Origin of the sequence: Tenacibaculum xiamenense, assembly GCF_964513065.1 — a bacterium.
In the GTDB taxonomy this organism is placed as follows: domain Bacteria; phylum Bacteroidota; class Bacteroidia; order Flavobacteriales; family Flavobacteriaceae; genus Polaribacter; species Polaribacter xiamenense.
Window position 1 is genome coordinate 204,228 of the sequence record NZ_CAZEQU010000030.1, and the last position, 21,849, is coordinate 226,076.

19 protein-coding genes (2 of these 19 running past the window's edge) are annotated in these 21,849 nt (G+C 33.2%); 13 read left to right on the forward strand and 6 right to left on the reverse strand.

Annotated elements, in window-relative coordinates:
* The 10 genes from ACKTTV_RS11050 (at window position 1) to ACKTTV_RS11095 (ending at window position 12,746) form a co-directional block, all read left to right on the forward strand.
* Window positions 1-987 (forward strand): zinc-dependent alcohol dehydrogenase family protein, encoded by a 987-nt coding sequence (locus ACKTTV_RS11050; RefSeq protein ID WP_408030892.1) that lies wholly within the window; start codon window positions 1-3, stop codon window positions 985-987.
* Between the two features lie 249 nt (window positions 988-1,236).
* Window positions 1,237-2,238 (forward strand): zinc-dependent alcohol dehydrogenase family protein, encoded by a 1,002-nt coding sequence (locus ACKTTV_RS11055; protein ID WP_408030893.1) that lies wholly within the window; start codon window positions 1,237-1,239, stop codon window positions 2,236-2,238.
* A gap of 2 nt (window positions 2,239-2,240) precedes the next feature.
* Window positions 2,241-3,197 carry a hypothetical protein gene (locus ACKTTV_RS11060; RefSeq protein ID WP_408030894.1) on the forward strand — a complete coding sequence of 319 codons (957 nt, stop codon included), beginning with the start codon at window positions 2,241-2,243 and terminating at the stop codon, window positions 3,195-3,197.
* Window positions 3,178-5,208: a hydantoinase/oxoprolinase family protein gene (locus ACKTTV_RS11065; RefSeq protein WP_408030895.1), complete on the forward strand. Its 2,031-nt coding sequence runs from the start codon at window positions 3,178-3,180 to the stop codon at window positions 5,206-5,208. The genes ACKTTV_RS11060 and ACKTTV_RS11065 overlap by 20 nt, the downstream gene beginning before the upstream one ends.
* A gap of 1 nt (window position 5,209) precedes the next feature.
* Window positions 5,210-6,925: a hydantoinase B/oxoprolinase family protein gene (locus ACKTTV_RS11070; protein WP_408030896.1), complete on the forward strand. Its 1,716-nt coding sequence runs from the start codon at window positions 5,210-5,212 to the stop codon at window positions 6,923-6,925.
* 4 nt (window positions 6,926-6,929) lie between these two features.
* Window positions 6,930-8,168, forward strand: coding sequence for a metal-dependent hydrolase family protein (locus ACKTTV_RS11075; RefSeq protein WP_408030897.1), 1,239 nt, complete (start codon window positions 6,930-6,932; stop codon window positions 8,166-8,168).
* Window positions 8,161-9,363, forward strand: a complete 1,203-nt coding sequence (locus ACKTTV_RS11080; protein ID WP_408030898.1) for a cytosine permease — start codon at window positions 8,161-8,163, stop codon at window positions 9,361-9,363. Before ACKTTV_RS11075 ends, ACKTTV_RS11080 begins: the two co-directional genes overlap by 8 nt.
* On the forward strand, window positions 9,360-10,445 hold the full coding sequence (locus ACKTTV_RS11085; protein WP_408030899.1) for a DUF917 domain-containing protein: 1,086 nt from the start codon (window positions 9,360-9,362) through the stop codon (window positions 10,443-10,445). Before ACKTTV_RS11080 ends, ACKTTV_RS11085 begins: the two co-directional genes overlap by 4 nt.
* Before the next feature lies 1 nt (window position 10,446).
* Complete coding sequence (locus ACKTTV_RS11090; RefSeq protein WP_408030900.1) at window positions 10,447-12,030, forward strand: hydantoinase/oxoprolinase N-terminal domain-containing protein; 1,584 nt, start codon at window positions 10,447-10,449, stop codon at window positions 12,028-12,030.
* 347 nt (window positions 12,031-12,377) lie between these two features.
* Window positions 12,378-12,746, forward strand: coding sequence for a hypothetical protein (locus ACKTTV_RS11095; RefSeq protein ID WP_408030901.1), 369 nt, complete (start codon window positions 12,378-12,380; stop codon window positions 12,744-12,746).
* Between the two features lie 33 nt (window positions 12,747-12,779).
* Here ACKTTV_RS11095 and ACKTTV_RS11100 read toward each other — a convergent pair whose 3' ends face one another.
* The 3 genes from ACKTTV_RS11100 to ACKTTV_RS11110 form a co-directional block, all read right to left on the reverse strand.
* Entirely contained in the window at window positions 12,780-14,555 is a 1,776-nt protein-coding gene (locus ACKTTV_RS11100) for a ribonucleoside-diphosphate reductase subunit alpha (protein ID WP_408030902.1), read from the reverse strand.
* A 2-nt stretch (window positions 14,556-14,557) separates the two neighbouring features.
* On the reverse strand, window positions 14,558-15,832 hold the full coding sequence (locus tag ACKTTV_RS11105; protein ID WP_408030903.1) for a ribonucleotide-diphosphate reductase subunit beta: 1,275 nt from the start codon (window positions 15,830-15,832) through the stop codon (window positions 14,558-14,560).
* A gap of 167 nt (window positions 15,833-15,999) precedes the next feature.
* Complete coding sequence (locus ACKTTV_RS11110) at window positions 16,000-16,335, reverse strand: single-stranded DNA-binding protein (RefSeq protein ID WP_408030904.1); 336 nt, start codon at window positions 16,333-16,335, stop codon at window positions 16,000-16,002.
* Window positions 16,336-16,506: 171 nt separating this feature from the next.
* Here ACKTTV_RS11110 and ACKTTV_RS11115 point away from each other — a divergent pair, with 171 nt between their 5' ends.
* Both ACKTTV_RS11115 and ACKTTV_RS11120 read left to right on the forward strand, forming a co-directional pair.
* Window positions 16,507-17,049, forward strand: coding sequence for a GNAT family N-acetyltransferase (locus ACKTTV_RS11115; protein ID WP_408030905.1), 543 nt, complete (start codon window positions 16,507-16,509; stop codon window positions 17,047-17,049).
* Window positions 17,039-17,389 (forward strand): hypothetical protein, encoded by a 351-nt coding sequence (locus tag ACKTTV_RS11120; protein ID WP_408030906.1) that lies wholly within the window; start codon window positions 17,039-17,041, stop codon window positions 17,387-17,389. Before ACKTTV_RS11115 ends, ACKTTV_RS11120 begins: the two co-directional genes overlap by 11 nt.
* Before the next feature lie 31 nt (window positions 17,390-17,420).
* Here ACKTTV_RS11120 and ACKTTV_RS11125 read toward each other — a convergent pair whose 3' ends face one another.
* Window positions 17,421-17,888 (reverse strand): CBS domain-containing protein, encoded by a 468-nt coding sequence (locus ACKTTV_RS11125; RefSeq protein WP_408030907.1) that lies wholly within the window; start codon window positions 17,886-17,888, stop codon window positions 17,421-17,423.
* Window positions 17,889-17,997: 109 nt separating this feature from the next.
* Here ACKTTV_RS11125 and ACKTTV_RS11130 point away from each other — a divergent pair, with 109 nt between their 5' ends.
* Window positions 17,998-20,298: a M28 family peptidase gene (locus tag ACKTTV_RS11130; protein WP_408030908.1), complete on the forward strand. Its 2,301-nt coding sequence runs from the start codon at window positions 17,998-18,000 to the stop codon at window positions 20,296-20,298.
* A gap of 75 nt (window positions 20,299-20,373) precedes the next feature.
* Here the strand turns inward: ACKTTV_RS11130 and ACKTTV_RS11135 are convergent, their stop codons facing one another.
* Window positions 20,374-21,849: the 3' portion of an Ig-like domain-containing protein gene (locus ACKTTV_RS11135; RefSeq protein ID WP_456243524.1), read on the reverse strand. The gene runs 78 nt beyond the window's last position; only the last 1,476 of its 1,554 coding nucleotides appear in the window; the start codon falls outside the window, past its right edge; its stop codon occupies window positions 20,374-20,376.
* Window positions 21,809-21,849, reverse strand: the 3' portion of a protein-coding gene (locus ACKTTV_RS11140) for a DUF4347 domain-containing protein (RefSeq protein ID WP_456243525.1). Its footprint extends 4,435 nt past the window's final position; the window shows 41 of its 4,476 coding nt (coding positions 4,436-4,476); its start codon lies beyond the right edge, outside the window; its stop codon occupies window positions 21,809-21,811. The genes ACKTTV_RS11135 and ACKTTV_RS11140 overlap by 119 nt, the downstream gene beginning before the upstream one ends.

The following is a 21,849-nucleotide window of genomic DNA, read 5'->3' on the forward strand; positions in this document are numbered from 1 at the left end:
ATGAAAATTATACGATTTCATAAAATAGGAGGGCCGGAAGTGTTACAGTTTGATCGAGTAGACATAACTATGCCTAAGGATACTGAAGTACTTTTTAAAGTAAAGGCATTCGCCCTAAATCAAGCAGATATATTGTTTATAAACGGTATGCATTATACCCAACCTAAATTTCCTTCAAGAATTGGTTCTGAAGCAACTGGAGAGGTGATAAGTGTTGGTGAGAAAGTTACAAAATTTAAAAAAGGGGATATCATAACTACGATTCCTTTTTTTACAAACACGTATGGAGTTCAAGGAGAATATGCCACCGTTCCAGAACAATATGTAACCAAAGTTCCTAAAGGATATAGCTTTGAAGAAGCCACCTCCTTTTGGATGCAATATTTAACCGCCTATTACGCTCTGTTTCATCTAGGAAAAGTAAAACAAGGAGATTATGTATTTATTCCCGCCACATCTGGGACAGCAGGTCAAGGAGCATTAAAATTGGCAAAAGAAATTGGTGCTGTTGTTATTGGATCTACAAGAACATCTGATAAAAAAGAATTCATAAAAGAACTAGGTGCTGATTATGTAATTGTTACTAATGAGGAAAACACTCTCGATCAACTCACCAAAATTTCAGGTAGTAAGGGAATAAAATTTGTTTTTGATCCTGTTGGAAATACATCTTTCAATCAACAATATATGAATGCTCTTTCTTATGGAGGATCCGCTGCAATCTATGGTTTATTGGGAGGGACTTTTCCAGAGTTTCCAATTCTTGATTTAGTCCGAAAGAACACCACTTTGCATGCATATTCAATGTTCAATTTTGTTTGTAATAATGAATTATTAGAAGAAGGGAAAAAATATGTTCTCAATTTAATTGAAAGAAAAGGAATAAAACCAAGAGTTGATAAAGTATTTGATTTTAAGGATACGATTGGGGCTTATAAATATATGTTATCAAATAAGCAAAAAGGGAAAATAGTAGTAACCATTTAATCTAAAAAATTTATGATACAAATGAAATTTATATAGTTACGATTCATTTAGTATATAAAGTATTGGATAAGGATGTTAACGGAAATCTATATACTGTAAAACTACTAACCAAAGATGTTATTAAGAATTTAATAGACAACGGTGAATATATAAGTGTTTAGCTTGGAATTGCAAAAATTTTGCATACTCATATCAATTAAACCCCTCCTGTAAAAGAAATAAAGAACATTAAAATTTTGTTTAAATATTATGAATGATAGTATTAAAATTATAAGATTTCACGAGTTATCAGGAATTGAAGCTTTACAAATAGATGAAGTAAAAAAACCTATTCCAGAACATACAGAAATATTAATGAAGGTAGATGCCTTTGCTTTAAATCAGGCGGATATTTTAACTACTTTAGGGTACCATTATATTCAGCCATCACTCCCATCGAGTTTGGGTTCAGAAGCTTCAGGTACAGTTGTGGGTATTGGGCCTGGTGTTACTAAATTTAAAATTGGGGATCGAGTTACTTGTGTACCCCATTATAATGAAAAGTTCTACCCTGTCCAAGGAGATCACTGTCTCATGCTAGAGCAATATCTAACCCATACCCCTGATGAGTTTACAAACGAGGAAGCTACTTCTTTTTGGATGCAATTCCTTACAGCCTATTTTGCCTTGTTTGATATGGGAAATGTTAAAAAAGGAGATTACATACTTATACCAGCAGCATCAAGTTCAGCAGGTCAAGGAGGAGTAAAGCTTGCTAAAGACATTGGAGCCATTGTGATTGGGACAACTACATCCGAAGATAAAAGACAATTTTTATTAGACATTGGAGTCGACTTTGTTATTAATACAAAAACAGAAGATATTGTCCGAAAAATTCTAGAATACACCAATGATAAAGGAATAAATTTTTCTTACGATCCAATAGGAGGAGAATTTACAGCTTCTTATTTAGATGCTTTAGGATGGGGAGCTACTATTGTTATATATGGTTTATTAGATGGCTCTACTACCGAATTAGACATACTACGTTTATTAAGAAAAAATAGTCAAATGCTTTGCTATTCACTTATAAATTATGCCAACGACCCAGTAAAATTAGAGAAAGGGCAGAAGTATATTTTAGAAAGAATAAAAAATGGTAAACTACGACCTATAGTAGATAAGGTATTTTCCTTCGAGCAAACTGTTGACGCATATCGATATATGCAAAGCGCAAAACAAAAAGGAAAAATAGTAGTAAAAATAGAATAACAATGATTTGGATAGATGAAAATTTTATTACTGAGCATGTTTCTTTTAATGAATTGATTCAAGAGTTAAAACTTGCTTTTCGAGAAAACAAAATACAAAGTCCATCGAAACAAGTATACAACTATAGCGGCTCCAAAAATGCTGAAAAAAACACCTTTCTTTTCATGCCTTCTTGGGATAATAAAACTTTTTTTGGAACAAAATTAGTTACAATTACTTCAAGTAATAAGAAAAAGCAACTTCCCTATATTCAAGGAATATATGTGCTATTTGACGCGAAAAACGGGAGTCCTTTAATTGGAATGGATGCTAAAGTCATGACCAATATTCGTACCGCAGCTACTTCTGCATTAGCTGCTTCTTTTTTAATTACAGAAAAAGCAAGCTCATTATTGATAATAGGAAATGGAAATTTATCCCCATATTTTATCAAAGCTCACAACTCAGTTAGACGATATAAAAAGAATTACCTCTGGGGAAGAAACAAAGCATCATCTGAAATAATAAAAAAACAACTGGCGAAGGAGTCTATAGAAGTTGCTATCGTAGATGATTTTAAGGAAGTGAGTCCAATTGTAGATGTCATTTCTTGCTTAACATCCGCGAAGGCTCCAATATTGACACAAGCTTATTTAGGAAGAGGTCAACATATAGACTTAGTAGGGTCTTTCTCCCCTGAAATGCATGAAGTAACTACAGAAGTAATAAAAAACTCTAGTGTATATTCTGATAATTTAAACACAACCCCACTTCATGCTGGTGAACTTGTTAAGGCTATCTCAGAAAATGTTCTATCTCTAAAAACAATACAAGGAGATCTAGTTTCATTGTGCAAAACTGATCACTCCAAAAGGAAAAATGATTTAGAGAATACGTTATTTAAAAGTACGGGAATGGCATTCCAAGATTTAGTTATCGCCCAATTAATATTTAAAAAACATGAACAAACAAGAAAGTAGAATAGGGATAGATATTGGAGGTACCTTCACTGATTTGATATATCAGGATGAGTTTGGTAATACCAAAGCGGTAAAAGTTCCGACGACTCCGTTAAACCCAGATCAAGGATGTATCAATGCTGTTAAGCAAGCAAAAATAGATGACATTGGAAAGGTTTCTTACTTTCTTCATGCTACCACTGTTGGTTTAAATGCTTTATTAGAAAGAAAGGGAGCAGTCGTTGGAGTCTTAACTACAATGGGGTTTAGAGATACTCTCGAAATCGGAAGAGGAGATCGCATGGAGATGTATAATTTAAAGTGGGTTCCACCAAAACCTCTGGTTCCAAGAAAATTAAGACAGGGAATAAAAGAACGTATACTTCATGATGGTACTGTAAAAACCCCTTTAGAACGAAAGTATATAACAGAAGCACTAAAGGTATTTAAAAAAAATAAGGTGAATGCCATAGCGGTTATTTATCTACATTCTTATACTAACCCTGTTCACGAGATAGAGACTTTAAGAATCCTTAGAGAAGAAGGTTTTACTGGAAAAGTATCCTTATCGCATCAAGTCACTGGAGAATATAGAGAATATGAACGAACAACAACCACTGTAATCGATGCTTTTGTAAGTGGTCGAATGGGAGATTACTTAGATCGAATAAAAAACAAACTACATCAAATTGGATTTAAAGGAACTTCATTAATTACGAAATCAGGGGGTGGTTCTATGACCTTTAAAGATGCTAATGGAACCTTGGTGCAAACCATTATGTCGGGGCCAGTAGCTGGAGCAGAAGGAGCAGCTGAGTTAAGTAGAACATTAAACTTAGGAGACTTAATAACAGTAGATGTGGGAGGTACCAGTTTCGACACTTGCCTCATTTTAAATGGTCAACCTAAGCTAATGCATCAAGGAGAAATTATAGGAATGCCAGTACAAATGCCTTGGGTAGATGTACGATCTATTGGTGCTGGTGGTGGGTCTATTGCCTATGTTGATGAAGGGGGGCTTTTAAAAGTTGGTCCTCATAGTGCTGGGGCCATGCCAGGTCCTGCTTGTTATGGTAAGGGAGGCACATTACCTACTATTACTGATGCCGCTTGTATTTTAGGAATGCTAGGTAAGGGGGAATTAGCATCTGGTTTACATTTAGATAAAAAAAAGTCGATTAGTTCAATTCAACCATTAGCTGACCAATTAACTCTTTCTGTTCCTGAAGTGGCACAAGGAATTATAAGGATAGCGGTTTCAAGTATGGCTAATACCATTCGTGAAATTACCATAGAAAATGGAATAGACCCAAGAGAAATGAAGCTAATAGCCTACGGAGGAGCGGGGTCTCTCTTTACAGATTCTTTGCTTGAAGAACTTCAAATGACTGATACTGTTTTACCTCCATTTGCAGGTAATTTTTCTGCATGGGGTTTATTAGGAACGGATATTTTGTATGCAAAATCATTGACTAAAAAAATTCTATTATCAGATGATTATTCGAATATCCTTAATACTGTTTTAAACACAATGTTTAGTGATTTAAAATCTAGGTTAGAAGAAGAAACTTCAATTCAATACGAAACCTCTTTAGATATTAGATACAAAGGGCAAGAACATGCACTTACTTTAAAAATAGAGAATGATAGAGGTAAGATTGGTTTATCACCAAAAGAAATAAGAACCAAATTCGAAAAAGAATACCGTAAAATTTATAGTACCAATTTAAGCAATCCATTAGAAATTGTTTCTATTCGAGTTGCGTTGAGAAAATCATTATCTAAAAGACTCTTAAAATCTAGTCGTACTATTAAATCTCTACAAAAAAAAGAGACTATCGAAGCCTATTCATTTAACAAAAACAAATTCATGGCATTTAGCATTTTAAAAAGAAGTGAGCTAGAAATTGGAAAAAAGGTAAAAGGTCCTGTTATACTAACAGAAGCAACCACTACCACATACATAGACGCAAACACTTCATTTGTTTTAAACGAATCTGGATGTGTTTTCATCGCTAAAAACTATAAGTAAAATGAAACAAGAAATCCATACTTATACTGCCGTTGCAAAAAAAACTAATATAAAGTTAGATAATATTGACCCTATAAAAACCGAAATTATACGAAATGCATTGAACTCTGCAGCGAATCAAATGAAGCAAGCCTTATGTAGAACGGCGTTTTCTCCAATTATTTACGAAGTACTAGATTTTGCTTCAGCAATATATGACAAAGATATTCGCCTTTTATCTCAGGCTCCAAGTTTACCTTTATTTATGGGAACCTTAAATTTCTGCGTGGAAGAAGCTGTAAAAGGAATTGGAGGTGTAGATAATTTATTCGAGGGAGATATTATTATTTATAACAATCCTTATGGTACTGGAGCCCATCAACCAGATGTAGCCTTGGTAATGCCTGTGTTTTGTAATGATCAACTCATAGGGTATACAGCAATAAAAGCGCATTGGCTGGATATAGGTGCAAAAGATCCTTATTGTTCTGACACAGTAGACTATTTTCAAGAAGGTCTAATATTTCCTGGGGTAAAATTATTCGAAAAAGGAAAACCTGTTGATAGTATCCATAGAATAATCGCAGCAAATTCTAGATTACCAGAATCTGTTAGTGGTGATATGCGCGCACAATGTGTCGGGTTAAATTCTGGAGCCAAAGCATTTAAAGCCATCGTAGATAAATATGGTATTAAAGACTTTTTCGACTGTGTAGAAATCATATTCAATCATGGAGAATCTGTTGTAAAAAACTATTTTAAGAATATTCCAAATGGTAAATATACTGCTCAAGGTATGATGGATAACGATGGAATTACCAATGACAGTATTCCATTCAATATCTCTATTGAAGTTAAAAATGATGAAATCATTATTGATTATTCCGATGTAGCAAATCAGCAGCAAGGTCCTGTAAATTGTCCTTTACCTTCTACAGTTTCTGCGGCCCGAATAGCCATTAGCATGTTAGCCGGTGGAGGCGAGTCTCCAACCGAAGGTCATTTTAGACCTATTAAAGTAATCACGAAAAAAAACACCATATTTAACCCATCTCCTCCTGCTCCATGCTTTTTATATGGCTGGCCAGCAATGCAATCAATAGAAGTTATTTACAAAGCCATAGGAAAAGTATTTCCAAAATTAGTTCCAGCAGACTCTTCAGGAGACATTTGTTCTATGGTTTTTTGGGGAGAAAACAGTAAAACTAATGAGCCATGGGCAGATGGATCACCTTATCCTTCTGGTCAAGGGGGGTCAGATATTGGAGATGGCTCAACAGTATTACATATTGCTGAGTCAGCAACCCGATTTTCTTCTACTGAAGTCAGAGAAACAATGTATCCATATATTTTAAATAAGGTCGAATTTGCTCAAGATTCTTGCGGAGCCGGTAAACATAGAGGAGGTATGGGTATTGATTTTTACTTTGAGTTTTTAGATGATACTTACTTAACTGCCACTTTAGAAAAAACGAAAACAAATCCACAGGGGCTTCTCGATGGAAAAGAAGGTGCTGCCAATAAGTGTTTTGCTGTATTCCCAAATGGAAGTGAAAATACAATAGGAAAAGTTACACGTCTTTTCTTACCTAAAGGTACAAATCTTAAGCTAAAAACTGGAGGTGGTGGTGGCTATGGACACTCTGAACACAGGACTATCCAATTAATTCATGACGATATTCAAAACGAACTTATATCCGAAGAGTTTTCGAAAAAATATTACCCACAATACCACTAAAAAAATGAGAACCGATCAAAGCTTAATTATTAAAAACGCAACCATTATTGATGGTATTGGTGAGCAACCATACATAGGGTCAGTATTCATAAATAATAAAAGGATTGAGAAAATTAATTCTGAGAAAATCAATATACCAGTTGATAAAGTAATTGATGCTTCAGGAATGTTTTTGCTACCTGGTATAATTGATTGTCATGTTCATGTCATGATGAATCAATATAACTTAATGGATCACATAAACACTCCTTTTTCCTTAAACTTTTACAACTCTATTCATAATTTAGAAACACTACTCTTAACAGGAATCACAAGTGCTAGAGATGCTGGAGGAGCTGATTTAGGTGTAAAAAGAGCTCTTGAAAACAAGCTCTTAAAAGGTCCTAAGTTAAAAATAAGTATCACTCCTTTAAGTATTACAGGAGGTCATTTAGATGCTTGGATGCCTTCTGGAATTAAATTACATCTTTTAAACCCTCCCTACCCAGGTAACCCTGAGGGGATTTGTGATGGTTTACCCGAGGTCAGAAAAAAAGTAAGACAGATACTACGTGCTGGTGCAGATGTAATTAAAACCTGTAGTACAGGAGGAGTATTAAGTCCAACGGACCACCCTGAATTCACACAGTTTAGTATGGAAGAGTTAAAAATTATGGTAGCAGAAGGAGCTATGAGAAAAGGTATTAAAGTAATGGCTCATGCTCAAGGCTTAGAAGGAATAAAGAATGCAATTAAAGCTGGTGTTCATTCAATAGAACACGGTGTTATGCTAGATAATGAAGCTATTGATCTAATGCTTGAAAACAATGTTTTTCTCGTACCTACACTATTGGCCATTAACTCTGTTATTCACGGTGACTATTCGGAAAAAACAAAAAACAAGGCAAAAGCCATTTTTGAAACACATCAGGAAAGTATTGCTAAAGCATATAAATCAGGGGTAAAAATTGCTATGGGAACAGATTCTGGAGTTATGGAACATGGTAGAAATTTAGAGGAGCTAGAATTAATGTGTAACGTTGGGCTGTCTCCTATGGAATCAATTATGTCTGCCACGTCAATAGCTTCTCAATGTCTTGAAATCAATAAAGAAACAGGAAACATCGAAGAAGGCAAAATTGCAGATTTATTACTAGTAAAAGAAAACCCTCTAACTAATATTTCTTCCTTGGCCAACAAGGATAACATAAAGGTAATTCTCCAGGAGGGAGAGGAAATAAAAAATACAATACAATATGGATAATAATAAAAATGTAACAAAATGGTATAGCTTAGCAGGAGTTTGGTTCGGAGGAATAGTGAGTGTCCCAGCACTGTTAGTTGGAAGTACACTTATCAATTCCCTTTCTTTCGGGAATTCGTTACTAGCTGGATTAATAGGATTTAGCTTCGTTGTACTCTTTATGTCCTTACTCAGTATTGCTGCCGTTGTACAGAGAAAACCAACCGTAAAACTCGCTGCCAGTAGTTTTGGTGAAGATGGTGCCAAAGTTATTGTTGGTTTAGTTATTGGTTTGTCAACACTCGGTTGGTTTGGTATTCAAAGTAATATTGCTGGGGCATCATTTTCAAAGATTTTATTTGAAGTTTATCATATAGATTTACCTATATGGCTATCCTCAATTTTTTGGGGAATCATAATGGTTATTACGGCTGTTTTTGGTTTTAAATACTTAAAATGGTTGAACTATATAGCAGTACCTGCAATTATCATTCTTCTCATTTACGGATTGATAATCACATTTCAAAATCATGATTGGAACGAAATTATTGCTTTCAAACCTACACAAAACATGTCATTACTTCAAGCCATTGGATTTACTATTGGGTTTATTTCTGTGGGTGGTGTTATTTCTCCAGATTACAATAGGTTTGCAGCCTCTAAAAAAGATGCCGTCTTAGGATCAATAGTTGGAATCGTTCCTTCAGCTATGTGCCTTTTGGCTATTGGAGCTATTCTTGCCATTACGCAAGGAACCTATGACATTGTAGAAATATTCTCTTCATTAGGATTTCCTTTTTTCGCTATGTCTATACTAATTCTGGCTACCTGGACTTCCAATGTTATGAATATGTATTCTTCAGGTTTAGCATTTAACAACTTATTAAAACTACCAGATACTTCACGTTCTAAAACAACTTTATTTGTTGGTCTTGTAGGAATACTGCTAGCTAGTTTAGGAATTCTATCTCATTTTATGAGTTTTATTTCCATCCTAACCATTACAATAACTCCTATTGCGGGAGTGGTTATTTCAGATTATTACATTACAAAATCCTATTCTGAAAAAACACTACCTATTAATTGGAAAGGAATCATTTCTTGGGGAATTGGAGTGTTAATTATGCTCTTAATGGATTCTCAAATAAAAAATATCTTGGGAATAGCGGCTTCAATGACCTTTTACTATTTACTTCAAAAATTTTTAAAAATATGAGACACATAAGCGAAAATGATATAGATGCCATTGCTTTGGGATCAACCGTCCTGGGTACTGGTGGTGGTGGAGATCCATATATTGGGAAACTACTGGCCAAAGAAGCTATTAAAAAAAATGGTAATGTTACTTTAATATCTCCAAACGAACTATCAGATGATGCGTTAGTGGTTCCTATTGCAGCTTTTGGTGCTCCTATGATTTTAGTCGAGAAGCTATTCTCTGGAAAAGAATTCTTAGAAGCATTCAAAATGATGGAAAACTATTTAGGTAAGAAAATTGACGCTGTAATGCCTGCAGAAGCTGGAGGATTAAACGGGGTTATCCCCTTCTCAATCGCTGCTGAACATCAAATTCCATTAGTAGACGCCGATGGAATGGGACGTGCTTTCCCTCGACTAGAAATGACAACCTTCACCTTACATAACATTCCTGTTTCTCCAATTACACAAGCCGATGAAAAAGGCAACAAAAATGTATACCATACCATCAACAATACTTGGGGAGAAACTTTAGTTGGTGCTACAACCATTCAAATGGGAGGAAGTTGTGCTATCGGTTGTTATCCTATGACTGGAAAACAAGTGAAACAGGCCGCCGTTCATGGTATCGTTTCTTATGCTCAAAAACTAGGAAATTCTATTATCAATGCCAAAAATGATAAGCTAAATCCTTTAGAATCTTTAATAAAAGCAGCGGACGCTATTCCACTTTTTTCAGGTAAGATCAGTAATATTTCTATTAAAACAGAAGGACGCTGGAATAAAGGAATTTGTGAAATTACAGGACTTAAAAGTGACCATGGTTCAACAATGATTCTTGAATTTCAAAATGAGTTTTTAATTGCGAAAAAAGACAATAAGCCAGTAGCTATTACACCCGATTTAATTGTGCTTATTGATGCCGAAAATGCGCATCCTATTACTGCAGAAACCATTCAATACGGAACTAGAGTTGCAGTCATTGGAATGAAAGCAGATTCACAATGGAGAACTCCTGAAGGAATTATTCTGGGAGGGCCTCAAAAATTTGGATATGAAGAAAAATTCATTCCTATTGAAATTTTAAATAAAATAGATTAAGATGTATTACAAAATAGGTGTAGATGTAGGTGGAACAAACACGGATGCTGTTTTAGTTTCACATGAAAACGAAATTATTGCCAAAACTAAACAAACTACCTCGTTAGATATAAGTTCTGGAATTGAAAACGCAATAAAAAATGTGCTTTCTCAAGTAACTATTTTAAAGGAAGACATTAAATATATTATGCTTGGAACAACACATTGTACCAATGCCTTAGTAGAAAGAAAAGAACTGAATAAAATAGGTGTTATCCGATTAGCTTTACCTGCGAGTGGTGCCATACCAACTATGACAGATTTTCCTAGTGATTTAAAATCTTTATTAGATAAACATGTATATATGGTTCATGGCGGATATGAGTTTGATGGTCGATTAATAAGTCCTTTAATTGAAAATGAAGTAAAATCTTGTCTTGAAAAAATGAAAGGCGAAGTAGAATCTGTTGCTATTACTGGTGTTTTCTCAAAAACAATTCCTGATCAGGAACTTCAAGTTGCACAATGGTCAAAAGAAATCCTCGGAGATTATGTTAAGGTTACCTGTTCTCACGAAATTGGAGGTTTGGGATTATTAGAACGTGAAAACGCAGCTATTTTAAATGCCTCCCTACAAGGTGTTGCTTTAAAAATGGTGAATGCTTTCAAAGAAACAGCGACCAATTTAGGTCTTACCTCTGAATTATTCATTGGACAAAACGACGGTACATTATTATCTCTTGACGAGGTACAAGATTATCCTGTACTTACCATTTCTTCTGGGCCAACCAATAGTATTCGAGGAGCAGGAGCTTTATCGAAAGTTGAAAGTGGAATTGTGATTGATGTTGGAGGAACAACTTCCGATGGAGGTGTACTTGTTAATCATTTCCCTAGAGAAAGTACTCAAGCCGCCCAAATTGGAGGTGTTTTAACTAACTTTAGAATGCCTGATGTTGTTGCTGTTGGTGTTGGAGGTGGAACTATTGTAAGAATGGTTAATGATCAATGTGTTTTGGGGCCTGATTCTGTTGGTTATAAATTGAAGGAAAAAGCGATTGCTTTTGGAGGAAATACATTAACATTATCTGATTTTTTCTTAGCGCAAGAAAGATTAGTAATTGAAGGTTCTTTAAAAACAAATCTCTTGAAACAGAAGCTAGAGGAACTCACTAACTATTCTTACCCAAGTTTGCTCAATAAAGTAACCGAAGCGATTCAAGTTAAAATAGAAAATCTTGTAGATAAGTTAAAAACGGATTCGAAAGACATTCCTGTGATTGCATGTGGTGGTGGTGCTTTCTTGTTGCCTAATAAGATCAAAGGAGCTTCAGAGGTTTTATTTCCAAAACATATGGAAGTGGCTAATGCTTTTGGAGCTTGTATTTCTCAAATTAGCAGTGAAAAAGAGATTGTAATTAACACTATGCAAAAAAATGAAAAGGAAGAATTAGATATTCTTTTATCTGAAAGTAAAAAAGACCTCATCAAAAAAGGAGCTTCTAATACGAGTATTCATGTAATAACCAAAGAATCCATACCGTTAGCATATTTACCTGGGGCAACCAAATTAAAAGTAAAATTATGTGGTGATTTAATTCAGTAAAGCCATTTGTGTGTTATTAGGTTTTTAGTATTTACAAAAGTTAAATTCACTACAGAGTACATAAAGCTGCGATTTTTTGCAGCTTTATATTTTATATACAGTTATTGGGTTTTCTATTCTTAAATAATATCATCTCACATATGAAATAACTTAATCAAAACTTGAATTAAATTTTCTTATAAGTTCCTTTGAAATCTCTTCAAAAATTAAAAAAACTACCGTATTTGGATTATGAACGATAAAACCAAATGTTTTTAAGTTAAAATTCACATTAATTTTATTTAGAATAATTATAAATAGTTAAATTTACATCTGATTCAACCTGATTACAATCTAACTATTACAAAATGAAAATTAATTTAGACAAAGTACACAAACTACATGCTAATAAGATGGGCGTTACTTTTTTAGATAAAGATGAAGAAGATATTGACTACATTGAAAAACAAATAAACCTTTTGTTTCATAACACCATCTTAATTTTTAATAATTTCGAATTAAATCTATTTCTTGATGAAGTAGAGGATCTGATTGTAAATAATACTGCTGGAATAAATAAATATTCACAGTACTATAAATCTATTATTTTAGAAACTCCAATTTATCAGTTAAGATATGTGGTAAGTTATAACGATTTATTGTTAATTGAGGATTTAATAAAAGGTACTATTTTCCAAATAGAGTTATCAGGATTTCTTAAAGAAATTTTACAATAAACTCTTTAAGAAACCCCAAACCTCTGCTTTTAATTACCCTTCACAACTTTGACAATCTTTCTTTTGCTTAAACTTTTGTGCTGCATTCATACTATGTTGGTAGTAGAGTGATTTTAAGCCAAGTTTCCATGCTGTTATATGAATGTTATTTATTTCCTTTATTGGCATATCAGGATGTACGATAATATTCAATGACTGTCCTTGATCAATATGATTTTGTCTATTTGCGGCTTGATAAATAATATTTATTTGATCGATTTCTGAGTATGTTTTAAAAACATCTTTTTCGTCTTCCGTCAAAAAGCTTAAATGTTGAACCGAACCATCTCTATCACGAATATCTCTCCAAACCTCCGAAGTATTCATTCCTTTAACTTCAAGAAGCTTTTCAAGAAACGGGTTTTTAATTGTAGTCTTTATTTTCGCAATATCTTTAACATATATATTTGACCAAATAGGTTCAATTCCCTGAGACACTTGACCAAGTATAAATGCTGAAGAAGTTGTTGGAGCTATCGCATTTAACGTTGTATTTCTTCTACCATATCCCTTCAATACTTCTGGCTCGCCGAACTTTTCAGCTAATTTTTCTGAAGCTTTGTAAGAACGTTCTTTTATAAATTTAAATATTTCACTATTTAAACTGAAAGCTTCTTGACTTTCAAAGGATAACATTTTAGATTGAAGTAAAGAGTGCCAGCCTAAAGTTCCTAGACCTAATGCCCTATTCTCTTTTGCAAAATTGTAAGCTCTTTCCATAAATAAAAATGTTTGCTGATCATCCTTATTTGAAGAGTCTCTATATCGTTCCAGCTTTTCTAAAAACTCACTAATTACGGCATCAAGAAAATACACCAAAGTTTCAACTGCGTCAGTATCTTTCCATTTATCGTAGTTTAAAAGATTTATACTTGATAAAACACAAACAAAAGACCACTGATCATTTGAAGGCAGCATTATCTCCGTACATAAATTACTTGCATAAATAGGCAACTTTTTATCTTGATACACATCTGCTGCATTGTTATTGGCATTGTCAGTAAAGAAAACATACGGATACCCCATTTCTCCCCTACTCTGCAATACCTTTGCCCAAATCGTTCTTTTTTCAACATCTCCGTCTATCATTGACTGCATCCAATCATTGGTAACCGTAACACCATGTGTTAATTCTTGAATAGGATTTCCTTCAGTTCCTATTTCTAAAAATTCCATAATATCAGGATGATCAATAGGAAGATATGGAGAAAAACGTCCTCGCCTAACAGATCCTTGGCTTACAACATCGACCATAGACTCAAAAAGTCTCATAATGTGTACGGCTCCGGAAGCTTGTCCATTATTTTTAATGGACGCTCCTCTATGTCGAAGCTTGCCAAAATATCCTGAAGTTCCTCCACCCAATTTTGACATCATTCCTACTTCAGATTGAGTATAAAGAATGTTCCCTATGTCGTCATCAACATGTGATCCAAAACAACTAATAGGTAAACCACGTTCTTTTCCAAAATTTGACCAAACTGGAGAAGCTAATGAATAAAATCCTTCCGACATATAATAATAGAACTTACTTGCAAACCCAGGCATTTCTAATATTGATTCTGCTCTCTCTGCAATTTCAGAAATACGTATTTCTGGTGTTTCTCCATTACTTAAATACCCTAATTCTAAAAACTTTCTACTATTTTCATTTAACCATTGAAATGGTTGTTCTGAAACTCGATTCATCTTGTTTTTAGACTTTTCTCGAGTTTCTATTAATTTTTCGTAGCTATTTATTTTCTCTTCTGTTTTTGTTTTTTTCTGCATAATTAAAAAAGGTCGTCACTTGTTATACTTTGGGTTCTTTTGCTATAGTTAATAGATCGTTTTACAAAAAAATCTCCATGTTTAGTTCCAATAATTTCATCATCAAACCACTCTGTTTCCGCGAGTAAGTTTTTATCAACATCAAATACTTCTTTAATACCAATACTGTTTAGCGATTTATTAAAACGATTTTTGATAAATTCGTTGATTACATTTTTAGGAAGAAAATCGACTTCTCCATCTTCAAAAATCCAATCAACAATACCTCGTTCTGCTTCAAAAGCGCTTTTACACATTTCTTGAATTGTTACATGATATTCTGGCGTAAACCAATCGGGATTCTCTTTTTGAAGAATTTTGATTAAATCTATTCCAAAATCACCATGTATTTGCTCCTCTTTCGAAGTTGCTTCAACAACATTAGAAATTCCTTTCAACATATTCTTGTACTTATTGAAAGCCATAATAATTAAGAATTGAGAAAACAATGATACATGCTCAATGAAGAGTGAAAAAAGTAAAATGGACTCAGCATATTCCCTATTGCTTTCGCTTTTTGCATTTTTCAACGCTGTTTCTAAGTAATAAACTCTTTTCATCACAGCCGGTTTCTTCTTTAAGGTTTTAAATTCCTCATTTAGTCCAAGTATTTCCAGTAGGTGAGAATAGGCATCATGATGTCTAACTTCACTTTCCGCGAAAGTAGCTCCAACCGAACCTATTTCTGGTTTGGGCATACGATGATACAGATCACCCCAAAAAGTTTTTACGGCTACCTCAATTTGAGAAATGGCCAACATTGTATTTTTGATAACACTTTGTTCAACACTTGATAAACCCGATTTAAAATCCTGAATATCACTGGTAAAATTAAATTCAGTATGAATCCAATACGAATGACGAATTGCGGGTACATATTCGTACAAATGAGGATATTCATAAGGCTTTAAATTAATCCGCTTCTCAAAAACATCTGTTTCTCTTTCTTTAGTTCGTCTATTCCTGTATAGAATGTATGCTTTCGCTACTTGAGGGAATTTACTTTCCATCAAACTTAACTCAACAATATCTTGAACCTCTTCAATTGTCGGCGTGTATTCTACATCCAATTCTTTCCTTTTCTTTAAAACTTCATGAACCTTTAAGGCAATTTCTTCGGCATTTTCCTTAGTTCCACTTCCTACAGCATTCATCGCTTTGTAAATAGCAATTGCTATTTTATTTTCATGGAATTCCTTGGTACTGAAGTCTCTTTTAATAATGTGTGTAATCCCCATTTTATAAATTAGATTTAGTCTAAATAAAATATAAATATCTAATTTATTCTGATTATTTTCATCCTACATCTTAAAAGTTTCTGAACAATTTATTAACATAAAAAAAGTGCCCTCAAGGCACTTTATTCTTTTTCAATTTCAATATGTGGTTATAGCAATTTTCCCACTTATTTATTTCCTAGCATTAATAGCTCATTACAAACTACCTCAGTAACATATCGTTTTTTACCTTCTTTATCTTCAAACGATCTTGAAGTAAGCTTTCCTTCAATCATAACCTCACTTCCTTTTTGTAAAAATTGCTCAATAATTTCTGCCGTTTTATTCCAAGCAACTATATAGTGCCATTGTGTATCAGTTACTTTTTGCCCTGATGAGTTTTTGTACGTTTCATTTGTTGCTAATGAAAATTTAGCTAGTTTTTTACCACTCTCAAGAGTAATAATTTCCGGTGTTGTTCCTAAGTTTCCAATCAACTGTACTTTGTTTTTAAGTGCATTCATAATTATTATTTTTTCGTTAAACAGTTAAGATATTGTCATTTAAATATTTATGACGATACAAAGATGAAACGCGATCAAAATGATAGTCGGTAGTTAAACATTTGTTTTCGTTTGTAATTGAATGTAATCGTTTAATTTTATTTTAATACCTTTGTTTTCAAATGATTAATTATGGAATTTTATCTGGAAACAGAAAATCTAATTTTAAGACAATTTCAAGAAACTGATGTATCTCATATTTTTGAATTAGACTCTAATCCTGAAGTTCATAAATATCTTGGTAATAAACCAATTTCAACCTACAAACAAGCCGAAGAAATCATTTCATTTTTTTTAGAGCAATACGAGCAAAGAAAAATAGGAAGGTTCGCCACATTTGAAAAATCTTCCGGTGATTTTATAGGTTGGTCAGGACTAAAATTAAACTCTGGAAACAAAGAGGAATTAAACGGATTTACTAAGTTTATTGACATTGGATATCGTCTAATCCCTAAATTTTGGGGCAAAGGTTATGCCACAGAATCTGCAACCAAATGCCTTGACTTTGGTTTCCGTGCCATGAATTATGATATTATTTATGGTGCAGCTGAAACAGCAAACAATGGTTCGAATAAAATTCTTCAAAAAATAGGGTTAAAGTTTGTTAACGACTTCATTTTCGAAGGTTCAGAAGCAAAGTGGTATGAGTTAAGAAAATCAGACTATGGACAATAGAAAGTGTTTAGAGTGTGGCGAAAAAGTAATTGGTCGTATTGATAAAAAGTTTTGTTCCGATTATTGCCGAAATTCTTACAATAATAAAGTAGATAAAGCGAGTAAAAACTTAATTCGTAATACAAATAACCGATTAAGAAAAAACTATAAAATACTATCGGCACTCAATACTTTAGGGAAAACAAAAGTAACTAGAAGGAAACTTTTTGATAAGGGTTTCGATTTTAAATTTATCACAGCAACATACACCACAAAAACAGGTAACACCTATTTTTATGTGTATGATCAAGGATATTTAGAATTAGAAAATGAATGGTTTCTATTGGTTAAGCAAGAGTAATACAATTAAAAAAATGGATTACGTATTATTTCTATTTCCAGGTATTTCCTTTAAGTTTCATTGCCGCTTTTAAGACATCTTTTTGACTTATCTGTCCAACCAACTTTCCATTTTCTACAATTGGAAACCTTCTTCGTTTAGACTCTAAAAATTTATTAGCGGCGTCAAAAATATTCATATTACCGTCTATAGTTTCGACCTCTCTAACCATGGACTTTCCAACCGTATTGTTTTTGTCAATAGGTAAGTTATAATATCTACTTTCTGATATCTGTTTCATACAATCTCCTTCCGATATAATACCAATAAGCTCATTCTTTTCATTAACAACTGGTCCTCCTGAAATCCTGTTATTAATCAACGTTTCTATAACTTCTTCTATAGGTTGTTCTTCTTTAAAAGAAACTACCTTTTTCGTCATATAATCAGACACCAAAATCGGTTCTGAATTACTCTTCTGAACTGCCGTTCTTTTCCCTTGAAAGTTAATAATTCCCATGTTAAATCGTTTTAAATTAAGCTGTTAAATATACTGATTTTTAACGAGTTATAAATAATTTAATTTTTACATTATAATTTGATACTTTTATATAGTCAAAAACTATTTAATGAAAAAATCAAATAATCTCCCTGCAATTCTCATTATTATTCTTTCAATTTTTTTGAGTTTTAATGATAGTTCTCCTGATGTTGCCTATGAGAAAAAATTAAAAACAGAGACTAATTTTTCTATTGACAATGCTTTATTTCATCTAAAGAATATTTCCCAAAAACCTCATTTTACAGGAAGTAATGAACATAAAGAGGTTCAAAAATATATTACAACTGCACTTGAAAAACTCGGGTTAAAGCCAGAAATACAACGTCAAGTTGCTTTTAACAAAAAATGGAAGGCTGCCACTACAGTAGAAAATATTGTTGCAAAAATAAAGGGTTCTTCAGGGAACAATGCGCTATTAGTACTAACTCATTACGATTCAAATCCCCATTCTTCACTTGGTGCTAGTGATGCTGGATCTGGAGTTGTTACCATCTTAGAAGGTATTAGAGCCTTTTTAGCTAACAATGAGCAACCAATTAATGATGTTATTATCGTTTTTTCTGATGCTGAAGAAATTGGTCTTTTAGGTGCTCAAGCCTTTGTGGATCATCATCCATGGGCCAAAGACATTAAACTTGTTTTGAATTTTGAAGCAAGAGGAAGTGGAGGACCTAGCTTAATGCTAATGGAAACTAATGGTAAAAATAAAAGACTTCTTCAAGAGTTTGCCAAATCAAATTCATCTTATCCAATATCTAACTCTTTATTATATAGTATCTATAAAATTCTACCTAACGACACTGATTTAACTGTTTTCAGGGAAAATGGAAACATTAACGGGTTTAACTTTGCCTTTATAGATGATCATTTCGATTATCATACGGAACAGGATTCTTATGAACGACTGGATAGAAATTCATTGATTCACCAGGCTGATTATTTGATGAACTCACTTGATTATTTTGCTAATTCGGATATTACTAATTTAAATAGTGAAGATGATTTAGTATTTGTTAATTTTCCTTTGGTAAAAATGATATCGTATCCTTTCGATTGGATTATGCCTATGCTAATTCTTGCGGTTGTCTGTTTTTTGATTATATATTTCGCAGGAGCTCGAAATCAAAAAATTACAATTATTGGTAGCTTTACTGGTTTTGCTCCTTTTTTATTGGCCTTATTAATATCGGGTGGAGTTAGTTTTCTTTTATGGAAAATAATTCTTTTTATTCATCCTGGCTATGTCGATATTCTTCATGGGTTTACATACAATGGCTATTTATATATAAGCGCTTTTACTGCTCTAACTGTTTGGATTTTATTTAAAGTTTATAGTTATTTCCGTTCAATAAAATCGGCTGATCTATTTATTGCTCCAATTGTATTCGGAATAATGCTAAACTTTGTAATTGCAAACTACTTACCTGGAGCAGCTTTCCTAATTATACCTGTTTTCATTACTATTTTAATCTTAGCTATAATTGTCTTTACTAACCTCAAAAAAACTTCTAGTTTAATACTTTTTGCTATTTTATCAATTCCTTCAGTTTATATTTTAGCTCCACTTATAAAACTATTTCCAGTAGGATTAGGGTTGAAAATTTTATTTGTTTCTTCTACTTTCACTACTCTACTCTTCGGATGGTTAATTCCAATTTTACTTAAACAAGGTAAAAAAAGTCATTGGCAAATTATTACTGGGCTTGCATCTATAATTTTATTCGCTATGACCACCTTTTCAAGTGGTTTTAACGTAGATAATAAAAAGCCAAATAGTCTAGTTTTCATTGAGAATATTGATACAAATTCTTCTTACTGGGCAACCTATAATAACACCATAGATAGTTATACTAAACAAATTTTCAATGAGAATTATTCGGAGGGAAATATTCCTGAATCTTCCGGCAAAAGTAAATACAACACTAAATTTAAGTACCATAAATTAGCCAAATTTCAGAACATTCCTAACTCTAAAATTTCAATGATTTTAGATACCATTATTGAAAACAACAGGGAAGTTAACTTTTCAATTATTCCTCAGAGAAAAATCAATAAATATGAAATGTATACTTCTACTCCTATGGAAATAAGGGGGATTTGCTTAAATGGTGAATCATATGATTACGAAACTCCTTTAAAAATAAAATCTGGAACAGTTTTAACATATCAAATGGCTAATTTTGATACTGAAATAAGTATTCTTTTAAAACTCCCTAAAGAATCAAAACTAGAACTAACGCTAAATGAAATATCTTATGATTTATTAACCAATCCGGTATTTAGTTTACAACCCAGAAATGAAACTATGATGCCAATGCCTTTTGTTACAAACGATGCAATAATTACTTCAAAAAAGCTTGAATTCTAATTATAAAAATTGACCATAAAAAGAAAGGTTATCCAATATTGGATAACCTTTCTTTCTAAATATATTTACTAAGGTTTAATTTGCACTATTATTATACTGAATAATGTCTTCGTCATTATCATTATTCGTATTGGTTTGACCTCCTGAATCCGACTTTATTGTCACTTTTAAAGGTCGTTGCCCTCTTGAGTTTGCAGGAGAAATAAATACGGCTTTAACACCAATTTTAGAAAGTGTATTTCCCAAAAATTCACCTCCGTTACCGATAAATCTGAACTTATGAAGTCCCCCTTCAAAAACATAACTCCAATCAGAATTATCAACTGTCATACCATTTAAAGTAGTTAAACCGCTTTCAAAAGTGAAATTGAAATTAGCACTTCCTGAAATCCTTAATTCAACAGGGTTAATTCCGTTAGAATTTTGAAAATTAGATTCCGCTACTGCTACCACAAAATCAATATCTCCACTACTTCCGTTCACTACAGTTTGCCTTGTAAATAATGTAGGCGAATAGTCAGGTGGAAGGAATTTCCTCACCATAATACGAACAGTTGCTCGATCACAAGCCTGCGAAGTCGCATTATCACAAGTTTCATATATAAAGGAATCTTGCCCCCAAAAACCAGCATTCGGTTGGTATGTAAAGGTTCCGTTTGTATTCAATGTTAATGTTCCATTACTTACATTAGCTATAGGAGTTGCGTTAACAGCTTGCGTATTTCCTTCTGGATCAGAATCATTATCTTTTACATTTCCATTCACAGCATTCGAAGCCACATCTGCCATAGTATAATAAGCATCATCATTTGCAATTGTAGTATTTCCTGTATTAGGCAATACTTGTATTTCCGCAGTAGCTGTATCACATAAAGGCGTTGGTGAGGTTGCGTCGCAAATTTGGTACACAAAACTATCCTCACCTATAAAATCTGTATTCGGAGTATAGGTATAACTACCATCAGCATTTAACGTTAAGCTTCCATTACTCACATTTGTAACAGGTGTTGTATTTATTGTAATTACATCTCCATCAGGATCATAATCATTAACAGTTACATTTCCTGTTAAATCTGTATTTACCAAAGTTACACCAGTATCTGCATTGGCAATTGGAGCTTCATTTTGTGAACTTACGTCTGGTAGTACCTCAATAAAAACAATAGCGGTACTGCATTCTTGAATTACGCTATCATCACATACTTCATACGTAAAACTATCTTGTCCTGTAAATCCAGGGTTCGGTTGATAAGTAAACACACCATTCGAACTAAGGCTCACTGTTCCGTTTGTTGGACTGCTAGTAGGAGTTGTATTTACCGTTTGAACATCCCCTTGAATATCGAAATCATTCGTTAGAACATTCCCTTGCACTGATTGCCCTTTATTTGTATTAATAAAGTCGTTAATAGCATTTGTACTATTGAAACATATTGAAATGCAAAAATCTTTATCTGTTACTTTAGCCACATCTCCTGTATCGTAAGAAGCCGCAATTACCTTACCCATACTATTTATAGTACCAGCCGTTACTGTCAGTGGCTCGGCAGC

Coding starts and splice junctions, on each gene's coding strand:
- ACKTTV_RS11105 (WP_408030903.1), bottom strand. CDS start 15,832: ATGGGGATTACACACATTATTAAAAGAGACTTCAGTACCAAGGAATTC.
- ACKTTV_RS11090 (WP_408030900.1), top strand. CDS start 10,447: ATGTATTACAAAATAGGTGTAGATGTAGGTGGAACAAACACGGATGCT.
- ACKTTV_RS11075 (WP_408030897.1), top strand. CDS start 6,930: ATGAGAACCGATCAAAGCTTAATTATTAAAAACGCAACCATTATTGAT.
- ACKTTV_RS11095 (WP_408030901.1), top strand. CDS start 12,378: ATGAAAATTAATTTAGACAAAGTACACAAACTACATGCTAATAAGATG.
- ACKTTV_RS11085 (WP_408030899.1), top strand. CDS start 9,360: ATGAGACACATAAGCGAAAATGATATAGATGCCATTGCTTTGGGATCA.
- ACKTTV_RS11120 (WP_408030906.1), top strand. CDS start 17,039: ATGGACAATAGAAAGTGTTTAGAGTGTGGCGAAAAAGTAATTGGTCGT.
- ACKTTV_RS11100 (WP_408030902.1), bottom strand. CDS start 14,555: ATGCAGAAAAAAACAAAAACAGAAGAGAAAATAAATAGCTACGAAAAA.
- ACKTTV_RS11055 (WP_408030893.1), top strand. CDS start 1,237: ATGAATGATAGTATTAAAATTATAAGATTTCACGAGTTATCAGGAATT.
- ACKTTV_RS11065 (WP_408030895.1), top strand. CDS start 3,178: ATGAACAAACAAGAAAGTAGAATAGGGATAGATATTGGAGGTACCTTC.
- ACKTTV_RS11130 (WP_408030908.1), top strand. CDS start 17,998: ATGAAAAAATCAAATAATCTCCCTGCAATTCTCATTATTATTCTTTCA.
- ACKTTV_RS11110 (WP_408030904.1), bottom strand. CDS start 16,335: ATGAATGCACTTAAAAACAAAGTACAGTTGATTGGAAACTTAGGAACA.
- ACKTTV_RS11115 (WP_408030905.1), top strand. CDS start 16,507: ATGGAATTTTATCTGGAAACAGAAAATCTAATTTTAAGACAATTTCAA.
- ACKTTV_RS11080 (WP_408030898.1), top strand. CDS start 8,161: ATGGATAATAATAAAAATGTAACAAAATGGTATAGCTTAGCAGGAGTT.
- ACKTTV_RS11060 (WP_408030894.1), top strand. CDS start 2,241: ATGATTTGGATAGATGAAAATTTTATTACTGAGCATGTTTCTTTTAAT.
- ACKTTV_RS11070 (WP_408030896.1), top strand. CDS start 5,210: ATGAAACAAGAAATCCATACTTATACTGCCGTTGCAAAAAAAACTAAT.
- ACKTTV_RS11050 (WP_408030892.1), top strand. CDS start 1: ATGAAAATTATACGATTTCATAAAATAGGAGGGCCGGAAGTGTTACAG.
- ACKTTV_RS11125 (WP_408030907.1), bottom strand. CDS start 17,888: ATGGGAATTATTAACTTTCAAGGGAAAAGAACGGCAGTTCAGAAGAGT.